Here is a 16,418-nt window from a genome sequence, read left to right as displayed (position 1 = left end):
TTTTTAAGTGTCAATGCGACCGTTTTTTTGAGCCTGAAAAAACTGAACGTCTGTGCGATTTGGATGACGAACCTACAACGATTTATTAGCTTGCTTTAAGGGTATCCCGCAGGGTTTGTGACTGCCGGTGTTCTCCAAGCCAAAACCCAACCAGCTCAGGAGGTTGTTTTGACTACTCAGGAATCCCTTCCTGCCCCGAAGAAGGCCATTTTGGTTCTTGCCGACGGTAGTGTTTTCCGTGGTACCGCAATTGGTGCTGAAGGTTTATCGGTAGGTGAGGTGGTATTTAATACCGCAATCACCGGTTATCAGGAAATCCTTACCGATCCATCCTACGCTCAGCAAATTGTTACCCTCACTTATCCTCACATCGGTAATACCGGTACTAATAGCGAAGACGAAGAATGCGAGCGAATCTGGGCAACCGGGTTGGTGATTCGCGATCTTCCGCTGTTGGCGAGCAGTTTCCGCAATCAAGAAAGCCTTTCGGATTACCTTAAAGCGCGCAATGTGATTGGCATTGCCGATATAGATACCCGCCGCTTGACTCGAATCCTGCGCGATAAAGGCGCTCAAAATGGCTGCCTGATGGCCGGCGATAACATAGATGAAGCCAAGGCGCTTGCTGCTGCTAAAGCCTTTGGCGGATTGAAAGGTCTGGACCTCGCCAAAGAAGTCACTGTGAGTGAATCCTATCAGTGGAATGAAAGTACTTGGGCGCTAGGTGAAGGTCACAAGACCTTAACCGGTGCGAAAAAATTCAAAGTCGTGGCCTACGACTACGGTGTTAAACGCAATATTTTGCGCATGCTGGCTGATCGCGATTGCGAGCTAATCGTCGTGCCCGCAAAAACGCCCGCAGCCGATGTATTGGCAATGAATCCAGACGGTGTTTTCCTCTCCAATGGCCCTGGCGATCCTGAGCCTTGTACCTATGCCATCGAAGCGATTAAAACCATTTTGGAAACCGAGATTCCGGTATTTGGTATTTGCCTTGGTCACCAACTCTTGGCGCTCGCCTCGGGTGCCAAGACTATCAAGATGAAATTTGGCCATCACGGCGGCAACCATCCGGTACAGGATCTGGCCACCAAGCGGGTAATGATCACCGCGCAGAACCACGGGTTTGCGGTTGAGGAAAGCAGTTTGCCCTCCAATCTTAAAGCGACCCACAAGTCGCTGTTTGATGGTTCTCTGCAGGGTATTCACCGCACAGATAAACCTGCGTTCAGCTTCCAGGGGCACCCCGAAGCGAGCCCTGGTCCACATGAGGCCGACATCCTGTTTGACCACTTTATTGAATTGATGCAAGCCCGCAAGTCTTAATCGGAGCCGACATGCCAAAACGTACAGACATAAACAGTATTTTGATTCTCGGCGCTGGCCCGATTGTAATCGGTCAGGCCTGTGAGTTTGACTACTCTGGCGCCCAAGCCTGTAAGGCCCTGCGTGAAGAGGGTTACCGCGTCATTCTGGTTAACTCTAACCCAGCTACCATCATGACCGACCCGGCCATGGCGGATGCAACCTATATCGAACCGATTGAATGGCAAACCGTTGCCAAGATCATCGAAAAAGAGCGCCCCGATGTAATCCTGCCAACCATGGGTGGGCAAACCGCATTGAACTGCGCCTTGGCACTGGCCAAAAACGGCGTGCTGGAAAAATACAATGTGGAGTTGATCGGCGCGAAAGAAGAAGCCATCAACATGGCGGAAGATCGCAACCTGTTTGATCAGGCGATGAAGCGTATCGGCCTCTCCTGCGCCCGCGCAAAAATCGTTCATAGCTTGGAAGAAGCCAAAGAAGCACCAAAAGAGTTTGGCTTCCCTTGTATTATCCGCCCGTCGTTTACCATGGGTGGTTCTGGTGGTGGTATCGCTTACAACTGGGACGAGTTTGAAGAAATCTGTACCCGCGGTTTGGATCTTTCGCCCACCAATGAATTATTGATCGATGAATCTCTGCTCGGCTGGAAAGAGTACGAGATGGAAGTGGTGCGCGACAAAAACGACAACTGCATCATCGTTTGTTCGATTGAAAACTTTGATCCTATGGGCGTTCACACCGGCGACTCGATTACTGTTGCGCCAGCGCAAACCCTGACCGACAAGGAATACCAAATCATGCGTAATGCATCGATTGCGGTATTGCGTGAAATCGGCGTGGAAACTGGCGGTTCTAACGTGCAATTTGCGGTGAACCCGGTTGATGGCCGTATGGTGGTGATTGAGATGAACCCGCGTGTATCGCGTTCATCTGCACTGGCTTCAAAAGCTACCGGTTTCCCGATTGCAAAAATCGCCGCGAAATTGGCAGTGGGTTATACCCTCGACGAATTGCAAAACGAAATTACCGGCGGTGCAACGCCTGCTTCGTTTGAACCATCAATCGATTACGTGGTAACAAAAGTACCGCGCTTCACCTTTGAAAAATTCGGCGATGCCGATGCGCGTTTAACCACACAAATGAAGTCTGTAGGCGAGGTGATGGCAATCGGTCGCACCTTCCAGGAATCCTTGCAAAAAGCGCTGCGCGGTTTGGAAGTTGGCTCTGCCGGTTTTGAATCCAAAGTGGACTACACCACCGAAGAGGGCGCTGCAAAAGTTCGCCGCGAATTGACTACCGCTGGCGCTGAGCGTATCTGGTATGTCGGCGATGCGTTCCGTATGGGCATGAGCGTTAACGACGCCTTTAATCTCTCAAAAATTGATCCTTGGTTCTTGGTGCAAGTTAAAGAACTGATTGATTTGGAATTGTCGCTGCGCGGTAAATCATTAACTGATTTGGATGCAGACAAATTATTCCAGCTCAAGCGCAAAGGTTTTTCCGATAAGCGTTTAGCGCTCTTGCTCGGTGCAACCGAAAAAGAAGTGCGTCACTATCGTCAAGGTTTAAGTATTCGTCCGGTCTATAAGCGTGTGGATACTTGTGCCGCGGAATTTGCTACCTCGACTGCGTACATGTATTCGACTTACGAAGAAGAGTGCGAAGCGAATCCAAGCGATAAGAAAAAGATTTTGGTTATTGGTGGTGGTCCAAACCGTATCGGTCAGGGTATCGAATTCGATTACTGCTGTGTACACGCGGCACTGGCGATGCGTGAAGACGGTTACGAAACCATTATGGTTAACTGTAACCCTGAAACCGTTTCAACCGACTACGACACTTCTGATCGTTTGTTCTTTGAGCCAGTAACACTTGAAGATGTATTGGAAATTGTCCACAAAGAAAAACCGGTTGGTGTGATTGTGCAGTTCGGTGGCCAGACGCCGCTGAAGTTGGCGCGCGCGCTGGAAGCCGAAGGTGTACCAATTATTGGTACCAGCCCGGATGCAATCGACAAAGCCGAAGACCGTGAGCGTTTCCAACAAATGATCCACAAATTGGGTCTGTTGCAGCCGCCTAACGCGATTGTGCGCTCACTTGAAGAGGCATTGCTCGCCGCTGACAAAGTTGGCTATCCATTAGTGGTTCGCCCGTCCTATGTATTGGGTGGCCGTGCGATGGAAATCGTTTATAAAGAAGAAGAGTTGCGCACCTACATGCGCACCGCAGTACAAGTATCGGAAGATGCGCCGGTATTGCTCGATCACTTCCTCAATAACGCGATTGAAGTTGATATTGATTCTGTGTCTGACGGTCAGCAAGTAGTGATCGGTGGCATCATGCAGCATATTGAACAGTGTGGTGTGCACTCAGGTGACTCAGCTTGTTCACTGCCGCCTTACTCGCTGCCAGCAGATGTGCAAGATGCCATGCGCGAGCAAGTTAAACAAATGGCAATCGAATTGGGTGTGATCGGTTTGATGAATACCCAGCTCGCCTATCAAGATGGCAAGATTTACGTTATTGAAGTGAACCCGCGTGCATCGCGCACTGTTCCGTTTGTTTCCAAGTGTATTGGTGTTTCTTTGGCAAAAGTGGCTGCGCGCTGTCAGGCGGGCATGTCATTGGCGCAGCAGGGCTTCACCAAAGAAATTATCCCAACCTATTTCAGTGTGAAAGAGGCGGTATTCCCGTTCAATAAATTCCCGGCAGTTGATCCTATCCTCGGGCCAGAAATGAAATCGACCGGTGAAGTGATGGGTGTGGGCGATACCTTTGGTGAGGCCTATGGCAAATCACAGCTGGGTGCTAGCAACCGCATTCCTGAAACCGGTACCGCGTTCCTGAGTGTGCGCGATATGGATAAAGATGGCATTGTGGGTGTTGGTAAAGATCTTGCCGAACTCGGCTTTAAATTGGTAGCAACACGCGGCACTGCTGCAGTATTGGAATCTGCTGGCTTGAGTGTGCAAGTTGTCAACAAGGTTCAAGAAGGTCGCCCGCATATTGTGGATATGATCAAGAACGATGAGATCGATTTGATCCTTAATACTGTAGAGGGGCGTCAGGCTACGCGTGATTCATCATCGATTCGCCGCAGTGCCGAAAATCACCGTGTTTATTACAACACCACACTGGCTGCCAGTCAGGCAGTTTGTATGGCGCTGAAACAGGGTCAACATATTGAAGTTCGCCGCTTGCAGGATTTACATCTGCGACTGAATAAATAAGGATTGTCCATGAGTACTAAGTTCCCCATGACAAATCAAGGCGCTGAAAAATTAGCGCTGGAATTGGAAGACCTGAAAAAAGTACAGCGCCCGCGCATCGTCAACGCGATTGCCGAGGCGCGTGCCCATGGCGATTTGAAAGAAAACGCCGAATACTCTGCTGCGCGCGAGCAGCAGAGTTTCTGTGAAGGTCGCATTCAGGAAATCGAGGGCAAACTCAGCAATGCGCAAATCATTGATGTGACCAAGATTCCTCATACTGGCAAAGTGATTTTCGGCACTACTGTTACCATCATCAACTTGGATACCGATCAATCTGTTACCTATCAAATTGTGGGTGACGATGAGGCTGATGTGAAAGCCAATAAGATCTCGGTGAACTCACCTATCGCGCGTGCGTTGGTGGGTAAAGAAGAGGGGGATGTGGTTGTGGTTAGAGCACCTGGCGGCGATGTGGATTACGAAATCGACAAGGTTGAACATATCTAGTCGATGTAGTGAGCATCTCCCATAAAAAACCGCCATTGAACACGGCGGTTTTTTTATGGGCGCTTAAATGAGATGTATCGATTAACGCTGGATATTAGACAGTTTTGGGTTGGCTCTTTTATTGTGACGATAGAGTAAAACTATTTTGCCAATTTCCTGAATCAGTTCAACATTGGGCAGTGCAACAAGCTCTGCGACAACTTCTTTGCGCTCTTCGCGCTCGGCAATAGCCAGTTTCACCTTGATCAGCTCATGGTCGTCCAGTGCGCGATTGAGTTCAGCAAGAACGCCATCGCTCAAACCATTGCCTGCAATAGTGACGATGGGATTAAGCTTGTGGCCTATGGTACGAAATTGTTTTTTACGCTCTGGGTTAATCGGCATAAACTTACCTTAACGAATGGAAGAAATAATGGCCGGCATTCTACTCCATTCTGTGTGTCGAGGTTTGGATTTGCCACAAACTGGGCCCCGTATCGCTTGATTTTATTGTCTATTCGGGGCGGTTTTACCTGTCTGCACTTGCAATATGTGCACTGAGCCCCCAAATGAACGGCATAGATAGTTTTGTCTGGCCGCTAGTCTAAGGTATCCTGAGCGTTCGTATACCGAGATGATAAATGGTCGCCTATAAGGTTCGATTGGGTGTTATGGGGCGTTAAGCTGTGAAAAAATCGACGATATAAGCTGACGAATGTGTAAGTATCTGCCTTTCCCTGTGTATAGATCGGGCATTTTAGTTGCTGGCCATTAACAATTTGATGTAACTGTGAGGAATTTTCCTTGAACGATATAACCAAGAATCTCGTGCTCTGGCTGGTCATTGCCGTTGTCCTCTTCAGTGTTTTTGAGGGCTTTAACAAGCAGTCGGCTAGCAACACGCTCAATTATTCCGATTTTATTTCCAGTGTGCGCGATGATCGAGTGCAGGAAGTGACTATCGATGGTTTGGTTATTGAGGGTGTTAACAGAGACAACTCTACCTTCAAGACTATTCGCCCACAGGTTCAAGACCCAAAGTTAATTGACGATCTTTATAACCACAATGTGGTGATTAAAGGGCGCGAAATTGAACAGCCAAGCTTACTTAATCAGCTACTGGTGGCCAGCTTCCCGATCTTGATCATTATTGCCGTATTCTGGTTCTTTATGCGTCAGATGCAGGGCGGTGCAGGTGGTAAGGGTGGTCCCATGAGCTTTGGTAAAAGCAAAGCGCGCCTGCTTGGTGAAGACCAAATCAAAACCACCTTTGCCGATGTGGCTGGTGTCGATGAAGCCAAAGAAGAAGTGCAAGAGTTGGTGCAGTACCTGCGCGACCCGACTAAGTTTCAGCGTTTGGGTGGACAAATCCCTCGTGGCGTATTAATGGTTGGCCCTCCGGGTACCGGTAAAACCTTGCTGGCAAAAGCAATTGCGGGTGAAGCTAAGGTGCCTTTCTTTTCTATTTCCGGTTCTGATTTTGTTGAAATGTTTGTCGGTGTTGGCGCAAGCCGTGTGCGCGACATGTTTGAACAGGCTAAAAAGCAGGCACCGTGCATTATTTTTATCGATGAGATCGATGCTGTCGGTCGTCATCGCGGGGGCGGTCATGGTGGTGGTCACGACGAGCGCGAGCAAACCCTGAACCAATTACTGGTTGAGATGGATGGTTTTGAGGGCAATGATGGCGTCATTATTATCGCAGCAACTAACCGCGCTGATGTATTGGACAAGGCCTTGCTGCGCCCGGGTCGTTTTGACCGTCAGGTTTATGTTGGTTTGCCCGACATTCGTGGTCGCGAGCAAATCCTTAAAGTTCACATGCGCAAAGTGCCTATCGATGAGCGTGTTAGTGCGTCGGTTATTGCTCGGGGAACACCAGGTTTTTCTGGTGCTGAATTGGCAAACCTCGTCAACGAAGCGGCGTTGATGGCTGCGCGCGGCAATAAGCGTTTAGTCACCATGGAAGATTTTGAAAAAGCGCGCGATAAAATCATGATGGGCGCCGAGCGCAAATCTATGGTGATGAGCGAAAAAGAGAAAGAAAATACTGCTTACCATGAAGCTGGTCACGCCATTATAGGCTGTATGGTGCCAGAGCATGATCCCGTGCATAAAGTCTCGATTATTCCCCGTGGCCGGGCTTTGGGTGTAACGCACTATTTACCTGAAGAGGATAAGTACAGCTACAGCAAACGCGCCCTAGAATCCAGCTTGTGCAGTCTTTTTGGTGGTCGAATCGCGGAAGAGATGACACTGGGCTTGGATGGCGTTACCACTGGCGCTTCTAACGATATTGAGCGCGCAACAAGCTTGGCGCGCAATATGGTGACTAAATGGGGTTTGTCGGCTAAGTTGGGCCCACTTCACTATGGTGAAGAAGAGGGCGCTTATCCTGGCATGGCAACGCAGCAATATTCTGGTGAGACATCCAAGCAAATCGACGAAGAAGTTCGCCGTATTATTAATGAATGTTATGCGCGTGCAACAAAAATCCTGGAAGATAACCGCGATATCCTTGAGGCTATGAAAGATGCGTTGATGGAATATGAAACTATCGACTCTGATCAAGTAGCTGACTTAATGGCTCGCCGCAAAGTGCGCCCGCCGCGTGAGTGGAATGATGATGACTTCAATAGTCATCTGCGCGATAAAGATGTTCCGGGTGAAAACCCAGCGGGTCCTATTGGCGGACCAGCAAATACTCATTAAGTATTTGCGTTAAATATCAACAACAACCCCGAGCTTGCTCGGGGTTGTTGTTTTATTCCTCGCAAGGTTTTAAAAAAGCATTCGAAACGCTCAGGGTATATATGCAATTTCCTCCATCCTCACTTAATTGCGGCCAGCATCTACTGGATATTTCTCGCCCGGTGGTGATGGGAATTCTGAATGCCACGCCCGATTCCTTTTCAGATGGCGGCAGTTATTACTCGGGTAATACGCTCTCGTTAGACCTTGTTGTTCGCCGTGCTGAGCAGATGTTGGATGAAGGAGCGAAGATCATTGATGTGGGGGGCGAGTCGACCCGCCCTGGTGCGGTCGCTGTGTCCGAGCAAGAAGAGTTGGATCGCGTGGTTCCCGTGGTATCCGCGCTGGTTGATAGGCTTGGTGCTTTGGTTTCAGTTGATACAAGCACTGCGATTGTGATCACTGAGTCGGCTAAAGCGGGCGCGAGTCTTATTAATGATGTGCGAGCATTGCAACGAGAGGGCGCGCTGGCCGCTGCTGCTGCCACGGGTTTGCCTGTTTGCCTTATGCATATGCAGGGGCAGCCAGATAACATGCAACAAAACCCTCACTACGATGATGTCATCGCAGAAGTGAGTATTTTTTTGCGCGCGCGCATCGCTGATTGCCATGCGCATGCTATTCCTTTGGAGCGAATTCTTCTTGATCCCGGATTTGGCTTTGGTAAGACACTCGCGCATAATCTCGCGCTTTTGCGGCGCTTGCCGGAGTTGGGTGAGTTAGGGTGCCCCTTATTGGTCGGTCTGTCGCGCAAGTCGATGGTGGCGCAGTTGCTTGATCGCGCGGTCGATGAGCGTTTGCCGGGTAGTTTGGCGCTAGCGTTGCTTGCAGCGCAGCGCGGTGCTGCCATTATTCGTGTGCATGATGTTGCTGCCACGGTCGATGTATTAAAAGTTCTCGCCGCTGTGGCTGAATAGCCCAGCGTAATTATTGTTAGCGGAGTAAGACATTATGTCGCGCAAGTATTTTGGTACTGATGGTATTCGTGGTTTGGTCGGTGAAGCGCCAATCACCCCGGATTTTATGCTCAAGTTAGGTTGGGCTGCAGGCTGCGTGCTCAAGGATCGTTTTGATGGCCAAAATATGATTCTGATCGGCAAAGATACGCGTATTTCGGGCTATATGTTTGAGTCTGCCTTGCAGGCCGGGTTGATTAATGCGGGTGTTGATGTTGGTTTGTTGGGCCCAATGCCTACGCCTGGTGTCGCTTATCTCACCCGTACCTTCAAGGCACAGGCAGGTATAGTCATCAGCGCGTCGCATAATAGTTATGTCGACAACGGCATTAAATTTTTCGGTGGTAACGGCAGCAAACTTCCTGATGAGTTGGAAACACTAATCGAAGCGCAGCTGGAAAAACCTATGTTTACCGGCGAAAAACTGGGCAAGGCGCGCCGGATTGCCGATGCGTCGGGACGTTATATCGAATTCTGTAAAGGGACAATGCCTTGGGGGTTTAACCTCAAGGGCATGCATATCGTTTTGGATTGCGCTAATGGTGCGACCTATAACATCGCCCCCGATGTATTTACCGAGTTGGGCGCACATGTTACTTCGCTGTTTGTTGAGCCCAATGGCACCAATATTAATCGCAGTTGCGGTTCAACCAAACCGGAAGCGCTGCAAGAAAAAGTAGTGGAATTAGGTGCGGATATTGGCATCGCATTTGATGGCGACGGCGATCGTGTCGTATTTGTGGATCACAAGGGTGAATTAGTTGATGGCGATGAATTGCTTTACATTATCGCCGCTTATCAACAGGAATATGCAGGCGGTTGTGATGGTGTTGTCGGCACCTTAATGAGTAACTTTGGTTTTGAATTGGGTCTTAAAAAACTGAATGTTCCTTTTGCGCGCGCCAAAGTGGGTGATCGCTATGTGATCGAAATGATGCGCAGTAACGGTTGGCGTTTGGGTGGTGAAAACTCAGGCCATATTGTTTGCAGCAATGTAACTACTACAGGTGACGGCATTATCTCTGCACTTCAAGTTTTATTGGCTGTTACTACTATGGGGGACTCATTGCATCGCATTAAGAAAGCGATGAATAAGTTGCCTCAGGTCATGATCAATGTGCACATGGCCAAGCGTGTAGATTTAAGCAGTAACGATGTTGTGCAAAAGGCAGTAAAACTAACAGAGGACAAGCTTGCGGGAACAGGGCGGGTGCTTTTGCGGCCATCAGGCACTGAACCTGTTGTAAGGGTTATGGTTGAGGGGGAAGATAAGAATCAAGTTAAAGAGCTCGCCCAGGAGTTGGCGGCAACTGTAGAAGCCGCGCTTGCCTAATGCCACAAGGCATGTCTATCAGTTAAAAATACAATTAAGATCCGCGTTTGAAAACTGGTCGAGGTGCATGTTTTGTATTCAGGTAGTGCGTGACTTGTGCAGAAATATCGGTGAGCGCACAAAAAAACAGATAAAAATCAGGGTGTAAGCGAAGATTCGGTTGTATGTTGAAATCATCTTAGCTAACATTGGCGCCCGCTTTGGGGGAGGTATTGCTGTTGAACAAAGCAAGTAACGCCAAGCGTCGCCAACTGGTGGTTGGCAACTGGAAAATGAATGGAAATCTGCGTGAAAATGCAGAGTTGTTGGCCAAGGTAGTGGCTGGTTGGCAAGGTGAGCACAGTGCTGAAGTTGTTATTTGTCCGCCCTTTCCATATTTGATGCACGCCAATAGCGTGTTGTCTGGTTCGACAATATTATTGGGCGCACAAACTGTTAGTGAGCATGATAGCGGTGCTTACACAGGTGAAGTTTCTGGATCAATGCTTGCAGATTTGGATTGCAAATTTGTAATAATTGGTCACAATGAGCGCCGCCGAATGCGGAGCGAGACGGATGAGCAAGTTGCTCACCAATTTGCCGCTGTGCAGAGAGCTGGTTTGATTCCGATACTTTGTGTAGGTGAATCCTTGCAGGACCGTGAGCAGGGGCGCCATTTAGAAACGATTAGTCGACAGCTCAGTGCCGTTTTTGCATATACAGGCAAAGCAGTATTTAAACATGCAGTGCTTGCTTATGAGCCTGTATGGGCAGTGGGTACAGGTAAGACAGCCACGCCAGAACAGGCAGAAGAGGTGCATCGTTTCATGCGTGCACAGCTAGAAGAATTGGCTAGCGAAGTGAGAATTTTATACGGTGGTAGCGTTAAGGCGCACAATGCACAGCAGTTATTTGCATTGCCTGATATAGACGGTGCCTTACTCGGCGGTGCATCTTTAGACGCTGACGAGTTTTTAGCAATCTGTAAGGCTGCAGATTAATTTCACCAGCCAAGCACTAAGCGCTTAATAGAGAAGTTCGTAATGGAAAAATTAGTACTTATTGTTCATTCGCTTGCTGCATTAGTCATTATCGGTTTGATTTTATTGCAACAAGGTAAAGGCGCAGCAGCTGGTGCATCTTTCGGTGCTGGCGCTTCGCAAACTGTATTCGGTAGTGAAGGTAGCGGTAACTTTTTTACTCGTGCAACCTGGATAATCGCCACCGTATTTTTTTGCACTAGTTTTGGTTTGGCGATTATTGCAAAAAATCATTCTAAAGTAGCAACACAAGGTTTGGTTATCCCAGCTGCGCAGCAACAAGAAGTTCCCTCAGCTTCTGACGTTCCTGCGAGTGAAGTGCCAGCCGCTACTGTATCGGATGTTCCTGCTGTAGAATCGCAAGTTGCTCCAGCTGCTGACGATGTAGCCGCGCAACCAGAAGAAAAGAAAGAGTAATCTAGAGTTTAATGCCCCGGTGGTGGAATTGGTAGACACGCTATGTTGAGGTCGTAGTGGCGAATGCTGTGCCGGTTCGAGTCCGGCCCAGGGCACCAAAAGAAAGTTTGATGACTTCCCAAAACATCCCTAAAGCCCCGTAAATCGGGGCTTTTTGCTTTCTGGAGTTCCTATATCATCCTATAAAAACCAATAGAAGCTACCCCCAATTGGGGGCACAAAAGGGGGCATTAAAAAGAGGTATGGGGGCATCATGGCTGTAGTAAATAAACTGACCGACACTGCGGTAAAAAAGGCAAAGCCTCTCGATAAAACATACAAGCTATCTGATGGGGGAGGCTTGTACTTGGAGGTAACTGCGACTGGTGCGAAGTACTGGCGATTGAAGTATCGGTTTGCTGGCAAAGAAAAGAAGCTCGCGCTTGGGGTCTATCCTGTTGTGAGTATCGCGCAAGCGAGAGAAAAGATGCGCGATGCTAAGCTTCAGCTGGCAGAGGACAAAGACCCTGGTTTGGTAAAAAAGCAGATAAAGCTGGCAAAGCAGTTTTCACAGGCCAATACCTTCTCGGGAGTTGGAGACGAGTTTATTGATAAACGAACTCAGGAGGGGGCTGCCAAAGTCACTATTGATAAAATTGAATGGATTCTGCGAGACAAGCTCAATCCTGTCATTGGTAACCTACCTATATCCGAAATCAAACCTGTCCAGCTGCTTTCGGCTTTGCGTCTAATCGAAAAGGCTGGCGCGCACGAAACTGCCAATCGGGCTAAGCGAGTAGCTAGCCAAGTCCTGCGTTTTGCCGTTTCCACAGGGCGAGCGGAGCGCGATATTTCGCAAGATCTTACTGGCGCACTGATTATCGCTAAGCCTAAAAACAGAGCAGCAATTATTAACCCATCTGAGTTGGCGACTTTTTTGAAAGGAGCTGACAGCTATCAAGGTTCCCCAGAGGTGAAGGCTGCTTTGGTATTAACGCCTATGTTATTTCAGCGCCCCGGCGAAATGCGTCACATGGAATGGAGCGAGATCGACTGGGATCAAGAAGTATGGGAAATACCGGCTGAGAAGATGAAAATGCGGCAGCCACATGTAGTGCCGCTTCCAAGACAAGCTTTGGACATTTTGCGCGAACTGCGACTGGTCACAGGAACTGGGCAGTATGTGTTTCCCAGTGGGAGGCGCGGAGGAAAGCCGCTGTCAGAAAATGGTGTGTTATCAGCGATTCGCACTATGGGTTACAGCAGCGAGCAAGTCACTCCTCACGGCTTTAGGGCGACGGCTCGCACCTTGCTGGATGAAACTCTTGGTTTCCGAGTGGATTTTATCGAACAGCAGCTAGCTCACGCTGTAAAAGATGCTAATGGGCGCGCTTACAACCGCACCAAGTATCTGCCTGAGCGTAAGCAAATGATGCAGTCTTGGGCTGATTACTTAGATCAGCTAAAAAATGGTAATTAAATTCTACCTGCGTACACCCTCGAAAATAGATACAGGCTGTAGGGTATTTATTTTCGAGTTTCGTTTTTCTCAACATCGAGCTGAATTTTATGTATGACCAACAATTAAAAATGTTGGCGGATTTTCCTTTTCCCCAAAATAAGGATGAACTAAAGCGTATCGTAGATGGCAAAGTAGAAGGCTTGAGCGAGTTCGACCTGTTCTATGAACTGTTCTCGGCAAAAAGAACGGTAAAAGATTTGGGTTTGAAGAGCGGTTCACTTTCCGCCGAAGATGAAGCAAATCTAAAATTATTGCGCAACAACATTAAATATCTTCAGCGCACCATCGAGCCAGGTAATCAGCGGCATTTGCAAATATCGCTCAACATGAGATCTGAGAGCTTACAGAAAGTGCTTGGGTGCATGCTCGCTATATACCTTGAGAAAAGTAATTCACCGGCTGCTGGCGGAAAATTCAGCGTCGAGAGTATTCGCAATGAGTTTGAACAAAGCTTAGCCAGTGTGACCGTGGTTCAGCATGTAGATTGGGGGCCAGTCAGTTCAGATTTGAACAAGGCAATTATCGAGTTTCGTGACTCCAGCGCTATTGACGAAATTCCATCCACCCATCAATTGGCTTTGTATTTGTTTGTCACTATGGACTTGCTATCGAGCAAACAAAGGAATTTAAAGCGTGGTGGTACTCCCAATATCAGTGCTATAAAAACTCTGCTAATACAGCGATTCGCAATGCAGGGTGGTGTAGACAATGGTTTTGGATTATCCCGATTGGGGCACGTACTTGGAAAAATACAACGAAGTTTTAATTTTGATCGTTAAGTCAATAGGGTTGATGAAAAATAGTTTGACATGTCAAAGTAGTTTTTGACATTTTCCAAGAGTAAATCATTTCCGCAATAAGATTTCTGCTCCTGTGCTATTGCACGTATTTAAAGGTAATGAAATCTTATGAAACAATTAAATCCTCCCCTCTATCGTATCGAGCGCAAACCAGAAGTCTTGGCTAAAACTGGCTTTTCGCGCTCCACCCTCCATTTGCGAATTAAGCAAAATCTTTTTGTTCCTCCAATCGCGCTAGGTGCAAGAGCTGTGGGTTGGCTCGCGCATGAAACCGATGCAATTCTCGGTGCGATGATTGCCGGATGTAGTGGTGATGAGTTGCGTGAGCTTGTAAGTCGATTAATTGATCAGCGAAAAAGTGCACTTATGTAATTGTTTTTACATCTTGGTGCGCAACGACAAATAGCCGACAACTTGTATCGTTACTGCGCATTTTGGTGGTTTTTGATAGTGCAGAAAAGTAGGGAAAAAATATCGCGAATCAGCGCTGAATTATCAGTTGGATCAATGGCTTAAATAGTGTCTTGGATGTCATTGAACACGATTTGCGATTTTTTACCCCATATTCTTTAAATCAAACTGCGCGATAAGCTTATGAAATGCGGGTTTAAGTTATCCACAGATACTAATTTTAAACTGGGTATATTAATAATATATCCCTCAAATCTATGTATTTATTATGTCCTATATCAGTTACTCCAAAATTTGCACTTGTCATGGGGCAACATGGCGTATCTATTCAAAAAAATGTGGCTTTTATACGAAGATGGTTAAGCAAATGATTGGGCAGGTCTTGGCCATGCTCTCTCATCATCATAAAGTGTTTTTGCTACGCTTTGATTTACACCAACAAGGAAACCCATTGAATAACAAACGCATTTCGGTTTTTATCCGGCAATTGTTTGGTCGCATCGAGACAGGTTACAAGGTAAAACGAATTGGCTACCTATGGGTTAGGGAGCAAGAACAGTCGGATAATCCCCACTATCATTTTGCGATTCTTTTGGATGGCAGCAAGGTACAGCATCCACACTACCTGCTGGAAATGGTTAAAGAGGTCTGGGAGTTCATGGATGGTACGGCCTGGATTCCCCGTAATTGTTATTATCGGATCAAACGTGATGATTTCAATGCGGTGCAATTGGTAGTTTTGAGGGTTTCTTATTTTGCAAAAGGGCGAGGTAAAGATAGCGGTGGCGCGACGAGAAAAAATTACGGAACTAGTAGAATCGCATTTGCATAAAAATCTATCTATTCCGATTTTTAATATATTTAAAAAAATTTTAGTGTTAATTAATATCTTTAGCCGTTTATTTATAGCCGTATACGTTTATAAAGGTTTTTATCATTATAAAACTAATTACTTATTTCTACGGCTATTGACAATTTTATTAATGATTAGTTGGGTTACCAAAAATTATCAATTTATAGGTTATTTATGAATAAATATGAAATAGAAGAGCTTGCTGATTTAACTGATGAGCAGATGGAGGAGTTTTTTCTTCAGTGTGAATCTGGTAAAAAATTGAAAGATATCCTTAAGCATTTCAAAATAAAAATACACAAGTTGTTAAAGGCCAAAATTAAATCTATAAAGACCAAAGATTTGTGTAGGCACTGTAGTACCCCTCTCTACCGTAAATTGCAAAGAAAGACTGTTTCATCGGTGAATCATCCATATATGCAATGTATGAATTGTATGCATGCTGAATTTGATGTTGGCCCACTAGGTGATACCAAAAAATGTCTTTGTGAAAAATGTATCTCAACAGACAAGGGGTACACCCCATTCGAGAAAGGACGCAAAGTGGCGAAGTCTAAATTTACCTGCTATCTACGTGCGGAAACCATCGAGGCGATAAAAGCGCATGCAAAATTACATCAATGCTCTGAAAGCTTTGTCGCGGACACCCAACTTGCACCGCTAGTAGAACTAGCGCTCGAACTGGGATTGACTAATCGTGGAGAGGGTGGACCAAGAAAAACCAATTTAGCTGAGAGGTAGAATAAAAATGGTTAGAGTGAGTCGTGCAAGTTCAGCCGAGATGCGGTATTAGTCGTCTTTGGACTATCGTTTGGTTGAAAAACTCGGTGAAACTCGGTTGTAATTTTGAAATCCTCAAATTGTCACAAATATCGCTGCTCATATGATTTTGTAGTTGACGCCGCATTTTTAAACAAAAGTTTGTGGGAGGGGGGGCAAAATTTGCACGGGGGACGACAGATTTTCTCGGCTGTTTCACCCTAAACCTTTCCAAGCTTCACAAATGATGGCTGAACAATGGGGTCCGAATGGTTGACTCTTGCATTAAGTGGTGATTATTTGTGCAAATGATCCAGGCGGGTAGGGGGTGCAGAATTTGCACGGGGGGGGAGAGAGCTTACCCTTCCCGATCACCATGAATTTGATTTGCGTAGCAATCGATAAGGTATTAAGTGATGAACGGTTTAGCTGATTTCCATAAGCTTATAAAAGAGCTAGAACAGTCTATGACACCAGAAGAAAGAGCAAGGGATCGCTTGGAGTGGCAACAGAAATTACAGCGCGCAGCACAAAGATTGGAGGAGCTGTATTCAGGTGTCCCCTGATCCCTACCGCGAATATCGGACACCT

15 protein-coding genes and 1 tRNA gene are annotated in these 16,418 nt (G+C 47.1%); 15 read left to right on the top strand and 1 reads right to left on the bottom strand.

Annotation, left to right across the window (positions count from 1 at the left end):
• Nucleotides 1-168 precede the first annotated feature (168 nt).
• Genes carA through greA form a run of 3 tightly spaced genes read left to right on the top strand, consistent with a single transcriptional unit; the run spans nucleotide 169 to nucleotide 5,048 of the window.
• Nucleotides 169-1,326 (top strand): glutamine-hydrolyzing carbamoyl-phosphate synthase small subunit, encoded by a 1,158-nt coding sequence (carA, locus tag AWU77_RS10840; RefSeq protein WP_062063572.1) that lies wholly within the window; start codon nucleotides 169-171, stop codon nucleotides 1,324-1,326.
• An 11-nt stretch (nucleotides 1,327-1,337) separates the two neighbouring features.
• Nucleotides 1,338-4,559, top strand: a complete 3,222-nt coding sequence (carB, locus tag AWU77_RS10835; RefSeq protein ID WP_062063222.1) for a carbamoyl-phosphate synthase large subunit — start codon at nucleotides 1,338-1,340, stop codon at nucleotides 4,557-4,559.
• A gap of 9 nt (nucleotides 4,560-4,568) precedes the next feature.
• Nucleotides 4,569-5,048, top strand: coding sequence for a transcription elongation factor GreA (gene greA, locus AWU77_RS10830; protein ID WP_062063220.1), 480 nt, complete (start codon nucleotides 4,569-4,571; stop codon nucleotides 5,046-5,048).
• Between the two features lie 81 nt (nucleotides 5,049-5,129).
• Here greA and AWU77_RS10825 read toward each other — a convergent pair whose 3' ends face one another.
• Nucleotides 5,130-5,432, bottom strand: coding sequence for a YhbY family RNA-binding protein (locus tag AWU77_RS10825; protein WP_062063218.1), 303 nt, complete (start codon nucleotides 5,430-5,432; stop codon nucleotides 5,130-5,132).
• Between the two features lie 399 nt (nucleotides 5,433-5,831).
• Between AWU77_RS10825 and ftsH the strand changes: the two genes are divergently transcribed.
• The 12 genes from ftsH (at nucleotide 5,832) to AWU77_RS20485 (ending at nucleotide 16,393) form a co-directional block, all read left to right on the top strand.
• On the top strand, nucleotides 5,832-7,739 hold the full coding sequence (gene ftsH, locus AWU77_RS10820) for an ATP-dependent zinc metalloprotease FtsH (protein ID WP_062063216.1): 1,908 nt from the start codon (nucleotides 5,832-5,834) through the stop codon (nucleotides 7,737-7,739).
• A 101-nt stretch (nucleotides 7,740-7,840) separates the two neighbouring features.
• Entirely contained in the window at nucleotides 7,841-8,695 is an 855-nt protein-coding gene (gene folP, locus AWU77_RS10815) for a dihydropteroate synthase (RefSeq protein ID WP_062063215.1), read from the top strand.
• A 34-nt stretch (nucleotides 8,696-8,729) separates the two neighbouring features.
• Nucleotides 8,730-10,067: a phosphoglucosamine mutase gene (gene glmM, locus AWU77_RS10810; protein ID WP_062063213.1), complete on the top strand. Its 1,338-nt coding sequence runs from the start codon at nucleotides 8,730-8,732 to the stop codon at nucleotides 10,065-10,067.
• 254 nt (nucleotides 10,068-10,321) lie between these two features.
• Entirely contained in the window at nucleotides 10,322-11,047 is a 726-nt protein-coding gene (tpiA, locus tag AWU77_RS10805) for a triose-phosphate isomerase (protein ID WP_375600840.1), read from the top strand.
• 42 nt (nucleotides 11,048-11,089) lie between these two features.
• A complete protein-coding gene (gene secG / locus AWU77_RS10800) occupies nucleotides 11,090-11,503 on the top strand; it encodes a preprotein translocase subunit SecG (RefSeq protein WP_062063211.1) in 414 nt (137 codons plus the stop codon).
• 13 nt (nucleotides 11,504-11,516) lie between these two features.
• Nucleotides 11,517-11,601 (top strand) — tRNA-Leu (locus AWU77_RS10795).
• A gap of 155 nt (nucleotides 11,602-11,756) precedes the next feature.
• Nucleotides 11,757-12,962 (top strand): site-specific integrase, encoded by a 1,206-nt coding sequence (locus tag AWU77_RS10790; RefSeq protein WP_062063209.1) that lies wholly within the window; start codon nucleotides 11,757-11,759, stop codon nucleotides 12,960-12,962.
• Nucleotides 12,963-13,051: 89 nt separating this feature from the next.
• Nucleotides 13,052-13,783 (top strand): hypothetical protein, encoded by a 732-nt coding sequence (locus tag AWU77_RS10785; protein WP_062063207.1) that lies wholly within the window; start codon nucleotides 13,052-13,054, stop codon nucleotides 13,781-13,783.
• Nucleotides 13,784-13,912: 129 nt separating this feature from the next.
• Nucleotides 13,913-14,176 (top strand): AlpA family transcriptional regulator, encoded by a 264-nt coding sequence (locus AWU77_RS10780; protein ID WP_062063205.1) that lies wholly within the window; start codon nucleotides 13,913-13,915, stop codon nucleotides 14,174-14,176.
• A 394-nt stretch (nucleotides 14,177-14,570) separates the two neighbouring features.
• A complete protein-coding gene (locus AWU77_RS10775; RefSeq protein ID WP_193747526.1) occupies nucleotides 14,571-15,047 on the top strand; it encodes an inovirus-type Gp2 protein in 477 nt (158 codons plus the stop codon).
• A gap of 195 nt (nucleotides 15,048-15,242) precedes the next feature.
• Nucleotides 15,243-15,809 carry a hypothetical protein gene (locus AWU77_RS10765; protein WP_062063199.1) on the top strand — a complete coding sequence of 189 codons (567 nt, stop codon included), beginning with the start codon at nucleotides 15,243-15,245 and terminating at the stop codon, nucleotides 15,807-15,809.
• A 434-nt stretch (nucleotides 15,810-16,243) separates the two neighbouring features.
• Complete coding sequence (locus AWU77_RS20485) at nucleotides 16,244-16,393, top strand: hypothetical protein (protein ID WP_193747525.1); 150 nt, start codon at nucleotides 16,244-16,246, stop codon at nucleotides 16,391-16,393.
• The last annotated feature ends 25 nt before the right edge of the window (nucleotides 16,394-16,418 follow it).

Source organism: Cellvibrio sp. OA-2007 (assembly GCF_000953825.1).
Classification (GTDB): domain Bacteria; phylum Pseudomonadota; class Gammaproteobacteria; order Pseudomonadales; family Cellvibrionaceae; genus Cellvibrio.
The sequence above is the reverse complement of the archived record's forward strand: the minus strand, read 5'-3'. Positions and strand labels throughout refer to the sequence as shown.